The following is an 18,506-nucleotide window of genomic DNA, read 5'->3' as shown; positions in this document are numbered from 1 at the left end:
TCCTCCTTTCGCGCCTGAACGGCGACTGTTTAGCTCCAACGGTTTCCGCCCGAGCCGAACCGGGTCTGCTGCACCACAGGACCGGCGACCTTCATCCGCTCGACCTGGACGAGGCCCCGGTGGACGGACAGGGTCACGCTGCCGCCGACGTCGCCGACGAGCCGGTCGATCCCGTGCCGCGCGGCGTGCGCGGCGGGTTCGAGCCAGCGCGCCTCGTACATCGCGGCGCCCAGGACGGCGGCCAGCCGATCGTAGAGTTCGCGGCCCGCCGCATCGAGGCTGGCCTGCAGGATGCGGGTCCACGCGCGTTCGAGCAGCTCCAGGCCGGGCGCCTCGTAGATGCCCCGGCAGACCGTGCCGATGATGCGCCGCTCGACCACGTCGCGCAGCCAGACGCCGTGCCGTGCGCCGATCTCGTTGGCCAGCGTCATCCACGCGAGCGGCTCGGGGCCGCTGCCGTTGACGTCGGCGACCCGTCCGTCGAGGAAGGTGACCGTGACGGTCTCGGGCTCGGCCGGGCCCTGCCCGGGCCAGTTGCTCCATCGCGGCCGGAGCCGGGTGACCGGCGTTTCGAGGTCTTCCAGCTCGGCCGACTCGTGCGAGATGCCGGCGAGGTTGGCGTCGGTGGACCACTCGGCGCCGCTGCCCGGGTCGAGCGGCAGCCCGCGCTCCGTGACGGCCGCGAGCATGGCCTCGCGATCGGGGAAGCGTTCGAGCGCCTGCGGATCCGTCCACGGCTCGATGACGGACAGCCCCGGTGCGACCTGGCCGCCGTAACGCGCGAAGCGGCGCTGGTCGTTGCCCCCGCCGACGCAGCCGTGCGCGAGCGTCTGGCAGCCGTCGGCCCGCATCAGCGGCGCGAGCTCGCTGACGAGCACGAAGCGGGCCGCACCGGTCGTGTTCCAGTAGCCGCCGTCGTGGCGGGCCCGGTACCGCAGCAGATCCGACGCCACGGCGGCCATCGACGGCCGTAGATCAATGACGACGACCTCGTCCCCGGATCCGCGCAGCGAAGAAGCGAGCGCGTCCATCTCCGCGCGCTCCGATTGACCAATGTCGGCGATATAGTGCCGCACCGGAGTGGACCGTTCGTGTAGCCAGACCCCGACGGCGAGGGCGGAAAGTCCGCCCGATTGAAATAATCCGACACGTGCGTTGCCATTGGCCTGCCGCACAGCCTTCCCCTAACACTGGTGGACGGGGGCGATGTCGGCACTCCATATGCCGACCGCCACCGCCCTACCCACGGACCGCGCGCATTCACACCCAATCTGCCAATGATCTAGAATTTGGCCTGCCATACTCATGCAGCCAGCGGATATGTCATCGAAGAATGTCGCGGCCGGTCGTGGAGAACGCTTCCATGATTGGCGGGTGCCGGCTCGGGTATGGCCGGGTATGCCTCTCTGGCCCGCTCCGTGCCGCGCTCGCCTGACCCGCCGTTTGACAGGCCGCCGCCGAAGCCTTTTCGCGCCGCAGGCAATCCCTCATTTCCGCAGGCCATAACGCCCTGCGCGCCGGGCCGCACCGGCTGTGGCGGCACCCGGGGTTGCGAATCCGCGCCACGTGTTCCAGTATGTGAGTAACCCGTTAGACGCCTAATACCGGTTATCCGGTAGCCCTCGGATGTCCACCGAAGGGAGGATCACGTGTTCACCCGGCTTCACGATGCCCCAGCTCAGCACCCATGTTTCGGCACGTCGGCGAGCTGATCGCCAAGGAGTCGCCGCTTTTTCGAAGCCATCACCGGCGGGCGTGACGGCGCCGGTGCGGTCCGGGCCGCGGATCGCCGCGCATGTCGTCAAGACCGAGACAGCCGGTTCCGACACCTGATCAGCCGGCCGATGCCGGCGAAGCCGCTGCCGCGGTAATGCGAAGAAATATCAGCGCGCATTCGCCCGAGCCCGGCAATTTTGCGCGATACGTAGCCACCCATTAACGGCCGCCGAAAAACGGCGAACACTTCTCGCCGCGGGCCGGCCCTTGCTACCTGGAACTCGCAGACTTGAATAGTGACCGATCTGCCTGACACGAGGATCTGTTGCCGGCCGAGACTATGGGAGCATGATGCCACGCCATCAGCAGACGCACCTGAGCGAACCTGCCCTGACCGCCATTCACTTATCTCTGGGACCGCAGAATGCGTTCCCCCGGCAAAGCACGGTCCTCGACCTGTTCCGCGCACAAAAAGAGAACGCACCGGACCGTCCCGCCGTCCGCTACCGGGACACCACGATGAGCTATGCCGAGCTCGATGCCGCGGCCGACGTGACGGCCAATCGGCTGATCCGCGCCGGCGTGCCGCCCCGGCAATTGATACCCGTGCTGGCCGCGGACGGGCCCGAATTTCCCACCGCCCTCTTCGGGGTGCTGAAAACAGGCTCGGCCTTCGTGCCGCTGGATCCGGCCTGGCCGATCGACCGGCTCGGCGCGATCCTGGCCGAGCTGTCGCCGCCCGCCATCGTGGCGTCGCCGGCGACCGTGGAGACCATCACCGAACTCGATTCGGTCCTCCCGACGGTGATCGTCGACTGCGCGGAGCAGCCGTACGATCCGGCTGACCGCACACCCGCGCCGGCCGACCGTGCGCCCGGCCCCGAAGACCTGATCTACGGCTTCTACACCTCCGGCTCCACCGGCACGCCCAAATGCGCGCTCAACCACCACCGCGGCCTGGTCAACAGGTTGACCACGATGTCGCGCCGGTTCGGTGACGGGGCCGGCCACGTGACGCTGCAGAACAGCCGCTCCACGTTCGACTCCTCGATGTGGCAGGTGTTGTGGCCTCTGGTGTCCGGCGGGCAGGTCGTGCTGCCGCACCGCGACGGGATCCTCGACCTTGAGGAGACCGCGATGACCATCGGCCGCTACGGCGTCACGATGACCGACTTCGTGCCGTCCGTGCTCGCGGCGTTCGTGTCGCTGCTGGAGGCGCGCGAGGACCTGCGGGAGGCGGCGTCGAGCCTGCGCCGCATGCTGATCGGCGGGGAGGCGGCCGGCCCCGGCGTGGTGCACCGGCTGCGCGCGCTGCTGCCCGGCCTCAAGGTCACCAACACGTTCGGGCCGACGGAGTGTTCGATCGGCTCGGTGTTCCACGACGTCACGGACGCCGACCTGGACCGGATCCCCCTCGGGCGCCCCATCGACAACACCGCCGCGATCGTGCTCGACGACGACCTCCGGCCGGTCCCGGTGAACACGCCCGGCGAGCTGTATCTCGGCGGCGAGTGCATCGGCGCGGGCTACCTCAACGATCCCGAGCGCACGGCGCGGGTGTTCGTGGCCAACCCGTTCCCCCAGATCCCGGGCGAGCAACTGTACCGGACGGGCGACCTGGCGCGGGTCGGCGAAGACGGGCTGCTGTACTTCATCGGCCGGCTCGACGAGCAGGTCAAGCTCGGCGGGGTGCGGGTGGAGCTCGGCGATGTCGCGTCGGCCCTGGCCGACCATCCGCTCGTGGGCAGCGCGGTGGCGGTCGTGCTCGGTGAGGCGCCCGCGTCCACTCTGGTCTGCTGCGTCACGCCGCGCTCGCCGGACGACCCGCCGTCCGCGGAGCAGCTTCGCGCGTACGCGGCCGAAAAACTGCCCGCCGAGCAGGTCCCGCATAAAATCGTGGCACTGGAAGCGCTTCCACTCAATCGCAACGGCAAAGCGGACCGCAAAGCGCTGGCCGCGCTCATCGTGACCGAGTCCGCGTGGCAGGAGGAGCCGGACGAGCACATCGAGCCGCCGGCCAACCCGATGGAGGAGCTGGTCTGCTCGGCCTGGCGCGAAGTGCTCGAACGGGAGCAGGTCTCGGTGGTCGTCCCGTTCTCCGACTACGGGGGCACCTCGCTGATCGCCTACCGGCTCACCACCGCGGTCAGCCGGCGGCTCGGAAGGCCGGTGCGTCCCAGGGATCTGCTCGTCGCCTCGACCGTGCGCGCGCAGGCGGCGCGGCTGACCAAGGGCATCGACGACGACAGCGCCGAACTGGCCTACATCAAGCACGACCTGGCCTGGCGCCCGCCGCAGACGCTGCTGCTCACCGGGGCGACCGGGTTCGTCGGGGCGCACATCTTCGCCGAGTTGCTGATGCACTCCAACGCCGAGCTGATCTGCCTGGTTCGGTGCTCCGACCCGCCTGACGGCGCCCGGCGGCTGACCGAGGTCCTCGAACAGTACGGGCTGACGTCCGCCTGGCAGCTGCTGCCCATGGCGCTCAAGACCGGCCGGGTCGAGGTGGTCCCCGGCGACCTGGGCAGCGAGCTGCTCGGCCTGCCGCAGTGGCGGTTCGACGCGATCGCGTCGGCCGTGTCCGGGGTCGTCAACGCCGCGGGTGCGGTGAACTTCCTGTCCGGCTACCTGGACCACCGCCCGGCCAATGTGCTCGGCGTGCAGGAGCTCATCAAACTCGCCTCGGGCGGCGCCCGCGTGCACGCCCTGTCCACCTTGAGCATCTTCCCGCCCGCCGGACGGGCCGCCCCGCGCATCACCGAGGACCAGCTCCCGGAGGCGGACCAGGTCGCCGCGGACGGCTACAACAGATCGAAGTACGTCGCGGAGAGCCTGCTCGCCGACGCGCGCCGGCAGGGCGTCAGCTCGGTGGTGTACCGCCTCGGCGAGGTCTGGCCGCACCAGGCGACAGGCGTGGCCAACCCGGACTCGCTGGCGCACAACCTGTTGTACGCGTGCGCCCGCACCGGCTGCGTGTTCCCGACCGAGGCCGAGACCGACGTGACGCCGGTGGACGTGGTCGGCCAGTTCGTGGCGCGCGCGGCGACCGGCGACATCAAGGTGCCCGACGGCGCGATGCACGTGCTGTGGCCGGCGCGGCTGCGCTTCGCCGAGGCGTTCGGCGTGCTCGCCGACCGGTGCGGGCTCGACCGGGTCGGCTACGCGCAGTTTCACGATCGCCTGGAGGCCATCGCCGAGCCCGACGAGAGGCTGGCCGGGCTGCGCCTGTTGTTGCCGCCTCCGACCGGCGACTGCGACGCGGCGCCGGCCGAGTTCGACCAGCTGTTCACCGACGGCTCCCGGCACTTCGACGCCCGGCGGTTCAGCCGGCACGCGGCCTCGCTGGCGCGGCCGGTGGCGGACGGGCTCAGGACGCTCGACCGCTACCTCGGTGAGCTGACCGACATTCCCGCCTTCGTACCGCAAGAAAGGTAGGCGCAATGGAAGAGAAATTCGTCGTGGTGATCAACCACGAGGAGCAGTACTCGATCTGGCCCGCCGGCCGGGAGATTCCGACCGGCTGGCGCGAGGCCGGAGCCGAGGGCGACAAGAGCGAGTGCCTGGCACACATCGCGCAGGTGTGGACCGATCTGCGCCCGCTGAGCGTGCGACGGTGAAGGAGGAACCCGAGATCATGACTGCCCCGAAAGAACGCAACGTCGCCGACATCAGGCGTGCCTTGCTGGAGATGAAGGTCCGCCAGCGCGTGGCGGAGAAGGCCGAGCGGGAGCGGATCGTCGCCGTCCCGCGTACGGGCAAGATGGCCATCGCCGAGCAGCAGCGGTTCCTGTGGTTCCTGCACCAGATGGTCGCGGGCGCGCCGGTCTACAACGTGCCGTTCGCGATGCGCCTGCGCGGGCCGCTCGACGTGGCCGCACTCTCGGCGGCGCTGCGCGGGATAGTCGCGCGGCACGAGAGCCTGCGCACCCGGTTCGGCGACGAGCACGGCGTGCCCTTCCAGACCGTCGATCCGCCGCCCGAGACGTGGAACCTGCCGGTCACCGACGGGAGCGAGGAGTCCATCCAGGACTGGATCGACGGGCAGGTGCGCGAGGAGTTCGACCTGCGCAACAGCCCGCCGTACCGGTTCGCCCTGCTGCGCCTGGGCCCCGAGGACCACGTGCTGTCCATCGTCTGGCATCACATCGTCATCGACGGATGGTCCTCGCGCCAGTTCGCCGAGGAACTGACCGCCCGCTACACGGATCCGGAGGGCGCGGAGTTCCCCGAGCTGACCCTTCAGCCCGCCGACTTCGCGGCGTGGCAGCGGCTCTGGCTGCTCAGCGAGGAGCCGGCCAAGCAGATCGAGTACTGGCACTCCGTGGCGGACGGGATGGAACCGCTGGAGTGGCGTACCGACCGGCAGCGCCCGTCGGCGCCCACCGGCGCCGGCCGGATCTACGAGACCCGCCTGCCCGACGACCTCGCACGCGGGATCCGCGAGCTGGCCAAGGCCGAGGGCGTCTCCCTGCTCGCCCTGACGATGGCCGGATACCAGGTCCTGGTGAACCGCTACACCGGCCAGCAGGACATCGCGCTCGGCTCGGTCCTTTCCGGGCGGACGCGCTCGGAGATCGAACCCATGATGGGGTTCTTCGCCAACACGGTGGTGGTCCGCGGCAATCTCGAGGGCAACCCCGTGTTCCGCGACCTGGTGCACGCCGCCAACGACAACATCCTCGAGGCGATGGCCCACCAGGACGTGCCGTTCGGCCGCCTGGTGGAGGAGCTCAAGCCGGAGCGGCTGCCGGGGCGGAATCCGCTGGTCGCGCACCTGTTCACGCTGCTGCCCGAGCCGATGATCGCGCGCTGGCGCCTGCCCGGCGTAGAGGTCGAGATGCTGACCCCGCAGCCGGAGACGACCCGGTTCGACATCACGTTCCAGATCAACGACCTGCCGGACGGCGGGCTGGGCGTGTGGATCGAGTACTCCTCCGAGCTGTTCGACCACGAGCGCATCGAGCGGCTGGTGGAACACTTCGCCACCGTCATGGCCGACGCGCTGTCCAGGCCGGACGCCCGGGTGGACGCGCTGGACGTCATGTCCAACAGCGAATATCTGCGCGTACTCACCGAGTGGAATCCCACGCCCGGCGAGCCCGACGAGCGCCTGCTGCACGAGCTGTTCGCGGCGCGCGTGGCCGAGGCGCCCGACGCGGTCGCGATGCGGTTCGGGGACGAGGACCTGACCTACGCGCAGCTGGACGAGCGGTCCAGCCGGCTGGCGCACGCGCTCGTCGAGGAGTTCAAGGTGACGCCAGGGCGCGTGGTCGGGGTGCTGCTCGAACGCGGCTTCGACCTGCCGGCCGCCGAGCTCGGCGTGCTCAAGGCGGGCGGGGCGTGGCTGCCGCTCGACCCGCAGTACCCGCCGGAGCGGCTGGCCTACCAGCTCGGCGACGCCGACGTGGCGGCGGTGGTGACGACGTCGGATCTCGCCGACCGCGTGCCCGCGGACGTGGGGCGGATCCTGCTGGACACGGACGCGCTCGACGGGAGGCCCGCTTCGCCGCCTTCGGTGCGCGTGGCACGGGAGGACACGGCCTACGTCATCTACACCTCCGGCTCGACCGGCACCCCCAAGGGGGTCCTGGTCCCCCACCGGGCGGTGGTCAACTTCTGCACCACCTTCCAGCAGATGTTCTCGGTGACGCCGGACGACAGGATCCTGCAGTTCTCCAACCCCGCCTTCGACGTGAGCGTGTCGGACGTGTTCTCGACGCTGACCGCCGGCGGGACCATCGTGGGCGCGCCGCGCTCCGAGCTGCTCGACCCCGAAGCGCTGCAGCGGCTGCTGGCCCGCGAGCGGGTGACGATGGTGGACATCCCGCCCGCGGTGCTGGGGCTGCTCGACCCGTCCGCTCTGGACGATCTGAGGGTCTGCTTCATCGGCATGGAGCCGTTCGGCCCCGATCTGGTCAACCGGTGGAGCAAGCCGGGGCGCGAGTTCCACAACGGGTACGGGCCCACGGAGGTCACGGTCACGTGCGTGGACTACCTGTGCCCGCCGGAGCCGCTGGACGGGCCGCCGCCGATCGGCCGGGCGATGGCCAATCAGCGGGCCTACGTCCTGGACAAGGCGCTGCGGCCCGTGCCGGTCGGCGTTCCCGGGGAGCTCTTTATGGCCGGCGCCGGTCTGGCCATCGGCTACCTCGGCCGGCCCGACCAGACCGCCGAGAAGTTCCTGCCCGACCCGTTCGCCGCCACGCCGGGCGAGCGCATGTACGCCACCGGCGACCTGGTGCGCTGGAACTCCGACGGCCAGCTGGAGTTCCTGGGCCGGGTCGACCGCCAGGTGAAGCTGCGCGGGCTGCGCGTGGAGCTCGGCGAGATCGAGCACGCCATCGAGAGCTTCACCGGCGTGCGGCAGTGCGTCGTGACCGTGCGCGACGCGGGCACGACGTCGGCCTGGCTGGCCGCCTACGTGGTCGGCGAGTTCGAGCCGGACGCGCTGCGCGAACACCTGGCCGGGCTGCTGCCGCTGCACATGGTGCCCACCGACTACGTACAGCTGGAGCAGCTCCCGCTGACCTCGACCGGAAAGGTGGACCACGCGCGGTTGCCCGATCCTCGCCCCGACGGCGAGACGGGACAGGTCGAGCTGACCACCGAGACGCAGCGCCGGCTGGCCGAGATCTGGCAGGGCCTGCTGAGCCTCGACGCCGGCAGCATCGGCGCGCAGGACAACTTCTTCGTCCTCGGCGGCAACTCCCTGCAGGTGACGCAGATGATCTCGCGGGTGCGCGACGCCTTCCAGGTGACGCTCGACCCGCGGCGGCTGTTCAGCTACCCGCTGCTCAGCCAGTTCGCCGCCCAGATCGACGACGCGCAGCGCGCCCTGCTGGGCGAGGACGAGGTGGCGCAGCTGGAGGCCCAGGTCGCCGACCTCTCTGAGGACGAGCTCGATCGGCTGCTGAAGGAGTCGGGCTGATGGCCGGTTCGCCTGCCTCCACGGTGGAGGAGAAACGACGCGCGCTGCTGCAGCGGCGGTTGCGGCACAAACGGGAGGAGGCCCTCGCCCGGGTCGCTTCCGCGCCGCCGGAGGGACGGGACCAGCGGACGGTCTCTCCGCTGGTGCCGCTCAGCCCCGCGGGCACGAAGCCACCGCTGTTCCTCGTGCACGCGGCGGGCGGATCGGTGGCGCCCTACGCCGTGCTGGCCACGCTGCTGGGCGACGACCAGCCCGTCTACGCGCTGGAGGATCCGGGCCTGCACGGCGCCGCGATCGGGGAACGGCGGCTGCCCGCCCTCGCGGCCGACTATCTGGCCGCGGTCCGCGAGGTCCGGCCCGACGGGCCGCTGCAGGTCGGCGGCTGGTCGGTCGGCGGAGCGGTGGCGCTCGAAATGGCGCGTCAGGACGGCGAGGTGGCGTTGACGTTCGTGCTCGACACCGCCATCCCGGACGACGCGCCACCCCGCCCCGGCGACGACGAGCTGAGCGCCTGGTTCGCCGCCGACGTCGCGGCGATGGGCGCCGAGCCGGGCCAGGCCGAGCTGGCCGAACGGTTCCCGGTGTTCGCCGCGAACGTGCGAGCGCTCCTGGCGTTCCGTCCGTCGCGCGTGGACAGCCGCGTGGTGCTGCTGTGCGCCGAGGGCTCGGAGCCCGGACGGCTCGACCGATGGCGTGCCTACGCCGACGAGATCGAGGTGGTGCGGGGCGACCACTACACCATGCTCCAATCCCCACACATCGAAGCGCTGGCGGAAGCGATGCGCGACAGACTAGGCGAGGTGAGTGTCCGATGATGCCGGCCTTCACGCCGGAACAGGACGGCTTCCGGGAAGAGGTCTGCAGGCTGCTGTGCGAGGACGCGGTGCGCGCGGAGATCGCACAGTCCCGGCGGATGCCGTACGGACAGGAGAGCGGGCTGCTCGACGTGCACCAGCGGCTGGGCAAGCTCGGCTGGCTCGCGGTCAACTGGCCCGAGCGTTACGGCGGCGCGGACGCCACGATCGTGGAGAAGGCGATCCTCACCGAGGAGATGATCCGCCACGGCGTGCCCGAGAACGTGCACTCCCTGGGCATCGACATCGTCGGGATGGCCATCCACCTGTTCGGCACGCAGGAGCAGAAGGAGCGGTTCCTGCCGCGCCTGGCGCGCGGCGAGATCACGGCCAACGTGCTGTTCAGCGAGCCGGATGTCGGATCCGACCTGGCGTCGCTGACCACGCGCGCCGAGCCGGACGGCGACGGCTGGCGCCTGTACGGCCGGAAGATCTACAACATGAAGGCGCAGCACAGTGATTTCGCGCTGTGCGCCGCCCGCACCTCGACCGGCCCGGTGAACTTCTTCGGGATCACGCTGTTCCTGGTGCCGCTGCAGAGCATGGGCGTGGTCATCGAACCGGTGTGGAACCTGTCCGAGGAGCGCTTCGACCTGGTGACGCTGGACGGGATCCGGGTCGGGCCCGAGGACGTGCTCGGCGAGGTCGACGACGGCTGGCAGGTGCTGGGCAAGGTGCTCCCGCTGGAGCGCACCGGGCTCGACCACTCCGCCAAGGCGGAGCGCACGCTGGCCGCGCTGCGCGAGCACGCGCCGCCCGGGTGCGAGCAGCGGCTGGTGCAGCTGGAGACGCGCGTGCGCGCGGCGCGGCTGCTGGCCTGGCGGTGCGTGACCAACCTGCACGAGGGACGGCCCGACGAGGTGCACTCGGCGACCGCCAAGTGGTACACGTCGGAGACGGCCAAGGAAGTGTCGGTGGCCGCGGTCGAACTGCTCGGACCGCGGGCGCTGCTGGACGCACGCGATCCCGAGGCGATCGCCGAGGGCGTCTTCGACGCCGCGCTCCGGGAGGCCCCGGGGCTCACGCTCGCGCAGGGCTCCTCGGAGATCATGCTGTTCTTTGTCGCCACATCGAAATTGGGGTTGCCGTCATGACCGCAGTGGAGACCACGGCGATCGCCGACTTCTTCGACGAGGATCTGGCGCCGCTGGTGCGGCGGATGGCCGACCGGCCGCGCGCCGAGGGCGGCGGCGAGGACAGCCGCGAGATCCGCGCGATGGTGTGGGAGGGGCTGGTCGGGCTCGGCGCGCTCCGCGCCTCCGACACCGTACGGCTGGCCGAGCTGCTCGGTTCGGTGCTGTACCAGGGGCCGCTGCTCGACACCCTCACCGCCCGGGAGCTGCTGCCGGACCACGACCTCGGCCAGGCGCCGGTGGCGCTGGCGGTCGCGGCCGAGCCATGGTCCGGCCAGGACGGGGCGATCTCCGCGCGGCGGGCCTTCGTCGGGTTCGCGGCGGAGGTGGACCACTTCGTCGTGGGCGGCGTCGACGAGGGCGCCGGAATGCGCCTGGCGCTCGTGAGCGCGGACCATCCGTCCATCACGATGCGGCGGCACGAGGAGACGAGCCGCGGCGAGGCGTACGAGGTCGAGTTCGCGGGCACGCCCGTGACCGCCTGGGCCGGCTCCTCCGCCGAGTGGGAGGCGGCGCTGGCCAACGCGCGGGTGCGCCAGGCGGCGTACCTGGTGGGCCTCGCCCAGGCGGCGCTCGATCACGCCGTCGACCACGCCAAGACGCGCCGCCAGTTCGGCCAGCCCATCGGCAAGTTCCAGGGCCTGGCGTTCCGGCTCAGCGAGCTGTCGATGCACATCGACGCGACGCGCCTGCTGGTGAACGACCGCGACGCGGCCGCGCACGCGGCGGCCAACCTCGCGGCGGCGTCGGACCTGGCCCGCACCGTCACGACGCGGACCATGCAGGTCCACGGTGCCGCGGGCATGCGCTCCGACAACGACGCGCAGTTGTACTACAGGCGGGCGGCGGCCGAGTCGGTGCGGCTCGGCACCCCGTCCCGGCTGCGCCGCGAAAGCTGGGGGACGTGATGACGGCGGCCGGGAAGCCTGCGGAAGACGACGTGGCGCAGGAGTAGACCGATGGACCTGGTGATACAGAAGTACGGCGGAACATCACTGGGTGACGTGAGCAGGATCAGTCACGCGGCCAAGCGCATAGCCGCCGCGGACGGGTCGGTGGTCGCCGTGGTCTCCGCGATGGGCGGTGCCACCGACACCATGCTCGACCTGGCCCGCAACCTCACGGCCAGGCCACACGCCCGGGAACTGGACCTCCTGCTCAGCACCGGTGAGCAGGCCTCCGCGGCCGCCCTCGCGCTGGCGCTGCACGAACTGGGCGTGCCGGCCCGCTCGTTCAGCGCCCGCGACGGCGGCATCATCACCGACGGAGTGCATGGCTGCGCGCGTATCGTCAGCGTCGACCCGGCACGGATCCGCGAATGCGTCGCGACCGGCCATGTCCCTGTGGTGACCGGCTTCCAGGGCATCGCCGCGGACAGCGGCGAGCTCACCACGCTGAGCCGGGGCGGCTCCGACACCACCGCCGTCGCCCTGGCCGCGGCGCTGCGGGCCGAGGCGTGCGAGATATTCACCGACGTCGAGGGCGTGTTCACCGCCGACCCACGGCTCATCGCCGAAGCCCGCAAGCTGGACGAGCTCTCCTACGAGGACATGGCCGAGCTGGCCGCCGGCGGCGCCACGGTGCTCGCACACTCCAGCGTGGAGTACGCCAGCACCCATCGCGTTCCCGTACATGTGCGATCCAGCACGACCGAGACGGCCGGCACCTGGGTGACCGGCCTCCGCCCGGCCGCGCCGCTCGACGGCGAGCGGTTCACCGCCGTGGGGGTCGCCCACCGGACCGGTCAGCTCCGCTGCCGACTCGACGGGGTCGCCCCCACCGCCCTGGCCGCGGTCGCCGCCGCGCTGTCCGATCCGCTGCTGCACGTGGACATGCTCGGCCGCCTGGCCGCCGGCCCGCCCTGCTCGCTGCGGTTCGTCGTGAACGCCGCGGACCGGGACCAGGTCGACGGGGTGCTCGCCGACCTGCGCGCGACCGGTGCCTTCACCAGCCGCCACTGGTCCGGGCCCGTGGGGAAGGTGTCGTTGGTGGGCCGCGGGTTCCGTACCCGCCATCCCCAGGTGCACCTCCTGCTGGACACGCTCAAGGCCCGCGGCGTCATCGTGGGGGACCTGACCGTCCAGGCCCGGCGAATCTCCATCACCTGCGCCGAACACGACGTACTCGACGCCGTGACGCACCTTCACCGGACGTTCCTCGACCCGACACCCGCGAAAAGGATGTGAAATGAGCGAAGCATCGTCGCACGCGACTGGAAGGGTGGAGAGCAGATTCCAGTCACGGCAGTTCTGGCAGCTCACCGTCATCTGCGGCACCCAGTTCCTGGTCGCCCTCGACTATTCGATCATCAACGTCGCCGCCCCGAGCATTCGCGAGGGCATGGGATTCACCGGGGGCGGCATCGCGTGGGTGCTCTCCGCCTATCCCCTTGCCTTCTGCGGCTTCCTCCTCCTCGGGGGAAGGGTCGCCGATCTGTTCGGGAGAAAGCGGGTGTTCATCTGGAGCATGGCCGGCTTCGTCCTCGCTTCGCTCCTCGCGGGCCTCGCCTGGTCGCCGGCGGCTCTCATCGCGGGCCGCGCCCTGCAGGGGGTCGCCGCCGCGTTCATCGCCCCGGCGGGTCTGGGGCTGCTCCAGGCGGCCGTCCCGGAAGGAGCGCAGCGCGAACGCGCGCTCGGCATCTACGGGTCGGCGCTGTCGGCGGGGTTCGTCTCCGGCATGGTGCTCGGGGGCATTCTCACCGAGTACGCCGGCTGGCGGTCCGTCTTCCTGATCAACGTGCCCATCGTCCTGGTCGCCGGCCTGCTCGCGAGGGCCTATCTCGATGAGAGCCGGGACACGCACGCCTCCCGCCACCTGGACCTCATCGGCGTCGCCCTGGCGACCACGGGCATGGTCGCGCTGGTGTTCGCCCTCACCGACGGGGAGAAGTACGGCTGGGTGTCGGCTCCGATCCTGCTCGCCGCCGGGATCGCGGTGCCCGCCGTGGCCCTGTTCGTCTGGGTGGAGTCCCGCAAGGACAACGCCCTCGTGCCGATCTCCATCTTCCGCACCGCCGCCATCGGCGCGGCCAACCTGGTCAACGTCCTGCTGATCTGCTCCTACGGCGGAATGCTGTTCATTCTCACCCTCTACCTGCAGACGCATCTCGGCCTGGGCGCGCTCACGACCGGCCTGACGTTCGCGGTCTCGGGCGCGATCGCGATCGTCACCGGGATCTACGCGGGCAAACTCGTCGAGCGCTTCGGGCTTTACCGAGTCCTCCTTACCGGGATCGTCATCGAGACGATCGGCATCCTGATCATGGTGGGCCTGCCGGAGAGTTACGGCCTCGCCCTCATCCTGATCGGCACCTCCGTGAACGCCTTCGGCCACATCCTCGCGCTGATCACGACCAGCATCGCCGGCACCAACGGCGCCGACGAGGGGCGACGGGCCACGGCCGGCGCTCTGATCAACGTCTCCCAGCAGCTGGGGCTGGCCGTGGGCGTCGGAGTCGTGACGTCGGTGGCGGCCCACTTCGCCAGGGTCACCGGTGGGGCCGACGCCGTCCTCGCGGGCTGGCGCTGGTCTCTGTGGTGCTCGGTCGGGTTCGCGGTCGCGGCGGTCATCACGACCGTCCTTCTCCGGAGACGTTTCCAGGGAGAGATCGCGTAGCCCGGGCTCCCGATACTCCCGATGCGCCTGCGCCCTGGCCTACGGCCGAGAACCATATATACTGCTTATAATGGTTACTCTTGCTACCAAGGCCCGGTCACCCTGGCAGGACGCCCACTTCATCGGCGGCCACCCGGTCCTGGACCTCACGAACACCGTCTTCGACCGCACCCACCCGGCCGAGGAGGGCGAGCTGTTGAAGGCACCCTCGGACGTCCTGACGTGGTGCGCGTCCGCGGGGCTGTTCGAGGAGGTGCCGTCCTTGACGGAGACCTCCGCGAGCGGCCTCGTGCCGGAGGTTCAGGCCGTCCGCGAGCAGGCGTGGGCCGTGTTCAGCGCCGTCGCGCACGGCGAGGCGGTGCCGGCCGGACCTTTCGGGGCGCTTCTCGAACGGGCCGGGGCGGGCGTGCGGGCCGAGCAGGTCCAGCAGATCGATCCCGCGCTCGACCGCTTCACCGTGGACTGGACGGCGCCGGGGGCGATCCCCGCGGCCCTGTCACTGCTGGTGGTCCAGGCGCTGTTCACCCTTCCGCGCGACCGGATCAGGGCGTGCGGGAGATGCGGTTGGCTGTTCCTGGACTCCTCTCGGGGCGGGCGCCGCCGCTGGTGCAGCATGAACATCTGCGGCAATCGCGAGAAGGCGCGCCGCCACCGTCAGGGGCGGACGCACCGCTGATCGCCGCTCGCGTCACCCGGCGACGCGCGATCGGCCGGACGCACCGCTGACCCGCGTCATCGGGCGGCACGGAGCTTGCGCCGCATGATCGGCCGATCGGCACGCGGGCGGGCCACCTCGGAGAATCCGGCGTCGAGGAAGGCGCTGGCTATCCCGGTCATCGCCGTGTCCGCGCCCGCGCGCTTCCCGGCGCGAGGTTCGATCGGATAGCCCTCGGCGGCCGGGTAGCCCGCGGAGGCCGCGTACTCGCAGACGGCTTCGAGAATGGCCGGCAGCAGCCCGGAGCCGCGACGCTTCTTCTGCACGAAGACGCACGTGATCGCGCAGACCGGCTCGTCGTCGATGTTCGCCAGCAGCGGCGAACGCTCAAGTCTGGGAAACGAGGAACGCGGCCCGAGCGAGCACCACGCCACCGGCGTGTCGTTCTCGTAGACGACGACGCCGGGCGCCGGATCGCGCTGGGCGAGGCGGCTCATGGCCCGCTTGTTTCCCTCGCCCTTTCCCTCCGTCCACTCCGCGATGGACAGCCGCCAGTGCATGCACCAGCACCCGCGGGCGCCTCCGTTCGTTCCTAGAACGGCCTCGAAGTCGCTCCAGGTCTTCTTGGACAGCTCCTTGACAGTCAGGGAGCCGGATGCCGTCGCATTCATCGCCGCACCGCCAATCTGACGCGAATAACCGTTATAAGGCTTTTATAGGTTACTATAGAGGAGCATGGCCGCGGGGATCAGGGGGACCGACCCGCCCGCCGCCCTTCAGGTCGCTCGACACCGCGGCCGGCGGCTGGACCACGAAGAACCGTTAGCGACGACGGAGGGCCGATACGTGGCCGAAGAAGACGTCCTGGACATGCTCGAAGCCGAGGCGATCCACGTGATGCGCGAGGTCGCCGGCGCCTTTCGCCGGCCGGTGCTGCTCTATTCGATCGGCAAGGACTCCTCGGTGCTGCTGCACCTGGCGATCAAGGCGTTCGCGCCCGGCCGGATGCCGTTCCCGGTGCTGCACATCGACACCCTCTGGAAGTTCCGCGAGATGATCGCCTTCCGGGACGACACGGCCCGGCGGCTGGGGCTCGACCTGCGGGTGCACACCAACCCCGAGCGGGTGACACCGTTCACCCACGGCGCGCACGAGCACACGCGGATCATGAAGACCGTCGCGCTGCGCCAGGCGCTCGACGAGGGCGGGTTCGACGCGGCGATCGGCGGCGCGCGGCGCGACGAGGAGCGGTCGCGGGCCAAGGAGAGGATCTTCTCGCTGCGCGAGCCCGGCCACCGCTGGGAGCCGCGCTCGCAGCGTCCGGAGTTCTGGTGGTGGGCGAACACCGAGCTGGCCGAAGGCCAGTCGATGCGCGTGTTCCCGCTGTCCAACTGGACGGAGCTGGACGTCTGGCGCTACATCAGGCGGGAGGGCATCCCCGTGGTGCCGCTGTACTTCAGCGCACCCCGCCCGGTCGTCGAGCGGAACGGCTCGCTGATCATGGTGGACGACGAGCGCTTCCCGCTGTCGCCCGGCGAGCGGCCGCTGCTGCGCCAGGTGCGGTTCCGCACGCTCGGCTGCTACCCGCTGACCGCGGCCGTCGAGTCGAAGGCCGAGACCCTCGACGAGATCATCGACGAGATGCGGCTCGACCGCAGGTCCGAACGCGCCGGCCGGCTCATCGACGGCGAGGGCGGCACATCCATTGAGAGCAAGAAGTCGGAGGGGTACTTCTGATGATTCCGGTGCTTCGAGTGATCGCCTGCGGCTCGGTCGACGACGGCAAGTCCACCCTCATCGGTCGGCTGCTCGCCAACACCGGCAGCGCCACCGAGGACCAGCTCGACTACGCGCGGAACACCAGGCGCGGCGGTTCCACGATTCCTGCCGGAGAGGTCGACTACTCGCTGCTGACCGACGGCCTGGAGGCAGAGCACGAGCAGGGCATCACCATCGACGTCGCCCACCTCTTCCTGGACCTGCCGTCCGGGCACCGGGTGATCATCGCCGACGCGCCGGGACACGAGCAGTACACCCGCAACATGGCGGTCGCGGCCTCCACCGCGGACGTCGCCGTGTTACTCGTTGACGCCACCAAAGGGGTCCGCGAGCAGACCCACCGTCACCTGGCGATCTGCGCGCTGATGGGCGTGCGGGCCGTCATCGCCGTGGTCAACAAGCTCGACGCGGTGGACTACGACCAGGCGGTGTTCGAGAAGCTCGCGAGCGAGGTGCTGTCGGCGGCCGACGACCTCGACCAGGTGGCGAGCGTGATCCCGGCCAGCGCGCTCAGCGGGGACAACGTCGTCGACCCCTCGCCGAACCTGCCCTGGTACGACGGGCCGACGCTGCTCGGCGCGCTGTCGGCCTGGGAGCCGCCCGACCGGCCGCAAGGCGACTACCGGCTGCCCGTCCAGTACGTGATCCGGGCGGATGACTTCCGCGGTTTCGCGGGCACGGTGGTCGGCGGCCCGGTCCGGCCGGGCGACAGCGTCGCGGTCGCCGGCGGCGGCGTGGAGTCGAGGATCGAGCGGCTGCTCGGCCCCGGCGGCGGCGACCTCGACCACGCCGGCCCCGGCACCCCCGTGACGGTGACGCTGGCCGACGACGTCGACGTCCGTCGCGGTGACCTGCTGACCACACCGGGCGCCCTCGGCAACGGGCTCTCCCCGGCGACGGCGTACTCCGCCACGCTGGTCTGGACCGCCGAGGAGCCGCTGCGGCACGGCCGCTCCTACCTGCTGCTGGCCGGGTCGCGAAGCGTGCCCGCCGTGGTCACGAGCGTGCGCGGCCGGATGGACGTGGTCTCCGGCAAGCAGTTCGCCGCGCGTACGCTCGGCCTCAACGACATCGGCACGGTCGAGCTGACCACCGACACCCCGATCTGCCTGGACGGCTACCGGACGTGCCGGGAGACGGGCAGCTTCCTGCTCGTGGACCGGGTCAGCAAGGAGACCGTGGCGGCCGGCATGGTCCGGCACGCGCTGCGGCGCGGCCGCAACGTCGTTCCGCACGCCTACACCGTCGACCGCGACGCCAGGCAGCGGCTGAAGGGGCAGCGGGCCAAGGTGCTGTGGCTGACCGGCCTGCCGGGCGCCGGCAAGTCGACGATCGCCAACGCGCTGGAGCGGCGGCTCCACGCCATGGGGCTGCACACGTACGTGCTCGACGGCGACAACGTCCGGAGCGGGCTGAACAAGGACCTCGGGTTCACCCCGGAGGATCGCGCGGAGAACGTGCGCCGGGTCGCCGAGCTGACGCGCATCCTGCTGGACGCCGGGCTGATCGTGATCGTCGCGCTGGTCTCGCCGTTCCGGACGGACCGGGCGGTGGCCAAGAGCCTGTTCCAGCCGGGCGACTTCGCCGAGGTCTGGGTGGACACCCCGGCCGAGGTGTGCGCGCGCCGGGACCCGAAGGGCCTGTACGCCCAGGCGAAGGCCGGCACGCTGCCGAACCTGACCGGCCTCGGGCAGGCGTACGAGCCGCCGGAGCACGCCGACCTGGTGGTCGACGGCACCGGTTCGCTCGACGACGCGACAGACGAGCTGTGCGCCCTGCTGCACGACTGAGGCTGTCCCGCTCGAAGGGTCTCCGTCACGTCACTG

13 protein-coding genes are annotated in these 18,506 nt (G+C 70.8%); 11 read left to right on the top strand and 2 right to left on the bottom strand.

Features of this window, described 5'->3' with window-relative positions:
- Positions 1-29: 29 nt before the first annotated feature.
- The gene (locus tag H4W80_RS57510; RefSeq protein WP_192792750.1) at positions 30-1,175 is read right to left on the bottom strand and encodes an argininosuccinate synthase domain-containing protein; all 1,146 of its coding nucleotides are present in this window, start codon (positions 1,173-1,175) and stop codon (positions 30-32) included.
- A gap of 889 nt (positions 1,176-2,064) precedes the next feature.
- On the opposite strand from H4W80_RS57510, the gene H4W80_RS57505 reads away from it, so the two are divergent.
- The 9 genes from H4W80_RS57505 (at position 2,065) to H4W80_RS57465 (ending at position 14,922) form a co-directional block, all read left to right on the top strand.
- Entirely contained in the window at positions 2,065-5,151 is a 3,087-nt protein-coding gene (locus tag H4W80_RS57505; RefSeq protein ID WP_318787553.1) for a non-ribosomal peptide synthetase, read from the top strand.
- 5 nt (positions 5,152-5,156) lie between these two features.
- Positions 5,157-5,333: an MbtH family protein gene (locus H4W80_RS57500; RefSeq protein ID WP_192792748.1), complete on the top strand. Its 177-nt coding sequence runs from the start codon at positions 5,157-5,159 to the stop codon at positions 5,331-5,333.
- 17 nt (positions 5,334-5,350) lie between these two features.
- Positions 5,351-8,644 (top strand): non-ribosomal peptide synthetase, encoded by a 3,294-nt coding sequence (locus H4W80_RS57495; RefSeq protein WP_192792747.1) that lies wholly within the window; start codon positions 5,351-5,353, stop codon positions 8,642-8,644.
- Entirely contained in the window at positions 8,644-9,459 is an 816-nt protein-coding gene (locus tag H4W80_RS57490; RefSeq protein WP_192792746.1) for a thioesterase domain-containing protein, read from the top strand. Before H4W80_RS57495 ends, H4W80_RS57490 begins: the two co-directional genes overlap by 1 nt.
- Positions 9,456-10,592, top strand: coding sequence for an acyl-CoA dehydrogenase family protein (locus H4W80_RS57485; RefSeq protein WP_192792745.1), 1,137 nt, complete (start codon positions 9,456-9,458; stop codon positions 10,590-10,592). Before H4W80_RS57490 ends, H4W80_RS57485 begins: the two co-directional genes overlap by 4 nt.
- Entirely contained in the window at positions 10,589-11,539 is a 951-nt protein-coding gene (locus H4W80_RS57480) for an acyl-CoA dehydrogenase family protein (protein WP_192792744.1), read from the top strand. Before H4W80_RS57485 ends, H4W80_RS57480 begins: the two co-directional genes overlap by 4 nt.
- A 51-nt stretch (positions 11,540-11,590) precedes the next feature.
- Positions 11,591-12,817 carry an aspartate kinase gene (locus tag H4W80_RS57475; RefSeq protein WP_192792743.1) on the top strand — a complete coding sequence of 409 codons (1,227 nt, stop codon included), beginning with the start codon at positions 11,591-11,593 and terminating at the stop codon, positions 12,815-12,817.
- 1 nt (position 12,818) lies between these two features.
- A complete protein-coding gene (locus H4W80_RS57470) occupies positions 12,819-14,246 on the top strand; it encodes an MFS transporter (protein WP_192792742.1) in 1,428 nt (475 codons plus the stop codon).
- A 70-nt stretch (positions 14,247-14,316) separates the two neighbouring features.
- A complete protein-coding gene (locus H4W80_RS57465; protein ID WP_192792741.1) occupies positions 14,317-14,922 on the top strand; it encodes a CGNR zinc finger domain-containing protein in 606 nt (201 codons plus the stop codon).
- A gap of 56 nt (positions 14,923-14,978) precedes the next feature.
- Here the strand turns inward: H4W80_RS57465 and H4W80_RS57460 are convergent, their stop codons facing one another.
- The gene (locus tag H4W80_RS57460) at positions 14,979-15,572 is read right to left on the bottom strand and encodes a GNAT family N-acetyltransferase (RefSeq protein WP_192792740.1); all 594 of its coding nucleotides are present in this window, start codon (positions 15,570-15,572) and stop codon (positions 14,979-14,981) included.
- A 175-nt stretch (positions 15,573-15,747) separates the two neighbouring features.
- Between H4W80_RS57460 and cysD the strand changes: the two genes are divergently transcribed.
- Together cysD and cysC are read left to right on the top strand one after the other, a co-directional pair.
- On the top strand, positions 15,748-16,638 hold the full coding sequence (cysD, locus tag H4W80_RS57455; RefSeq protein WP_318787552.1) for a sulfate adenylyltransferase subunit CysD: 891 nt from the start codon (positions 15,748-15,750) through the stop codon (positions 16,636-16,638).
- Positions 16,639-16,646: 8 nt separating this feature from the next.
- Entirely contained in the window at positions 16,647-18,470 is a 1,824-nt protein-coding gene (gene cysC, locus H4W80_RS57450) for an adenylyl-sulfate kinase (protein ID WP_192792738.1), read from the top strand.
- Positions 18,471-18,506: the final 36 nt, after the last annotated feature.

This window comes from Nonomuraea angiospora, assembly GCF_014873145.1.
GTDB lineage: Bacteria > Actinomycetota > Actinomycetes > Streptosporangiales > Streptosporangiaceae > Nonomuraea > Nonomuraea angiospora.
The sequence above is the reverse complement of the archived record's forward strand: the minus strand, read 5'-3'. Positions and strand labels throughout refer to the sequence as shown.

Coding starts and splice junctions, on each gene's coding strand:
- H4W80_RS57505 (WP_318787553.1), top strand. CDS start 2,065: ATGATGCCACGCCATCAGCAGACGCACCTGAGCGAACCTGCCCTGACC.
- H4W80_RS57475 (WP_192792743.1), top strand. CDS start 11,591: ATGGACCTGGTGATACAGAAGTACGGCGGAACATCACTGGGTGACGTG.
- H4W80_RS57480 (WP_192792744.1), top strand. CDS start 10,589: ATGACCGCAGTGGAGACCACGGCGATCGCCGACTTCTTCGACGAGGAT.
- H4W80_RS57490 (WP_192792746.1), top strand. CDS start 8,644: ATGGCCGGTTCGCCTGCCTCCACGGTGGAGGAGAAACGACGCGCGCTG.
- H4W80_RS57495 (WP_192792747.1), top strand. CDS start 5,351: ATGACTGCCCCGAAAGAACGCAACGTCGCCGACATCAGGCGTGCCTTG.
- H4W80_RS57485 (WP_192792745.1), top strand. CDS start 9,456: ATGATGCCGGCCTTCACGCCGGAACAGGACGGCTTCCGGGAAGAGGTC.
- H4W80_RS57470 (WP_192792742.1), top strand. CDS start 12,819: ATGAGCGAAGCATCGTCGCACGCGACTGGAAGGGTGGAGAGCAGATTC.
- H4W80_RS57465 (WP_192792741.1), top strand. CDS start 14,317: ATGGTTACTCTTGCTACCAAGGCCCGGTCACCCTGGCAGGACGCCCAC.
- H4W80_RS57460 (WP_192792740.1), bottom strand. CDS start 15,572: ATGAATGCGACGGCATCCGGCTCCCTGACTGTCAAGGAGCTGTCCAAG.
- H4W80_RS57500 (WP_192792748.1), top strand. CDS start 5,157: ATGGAAGAGAAATTCGTCGTGGTGATCAACCACGAGGAGCAGTACTCG.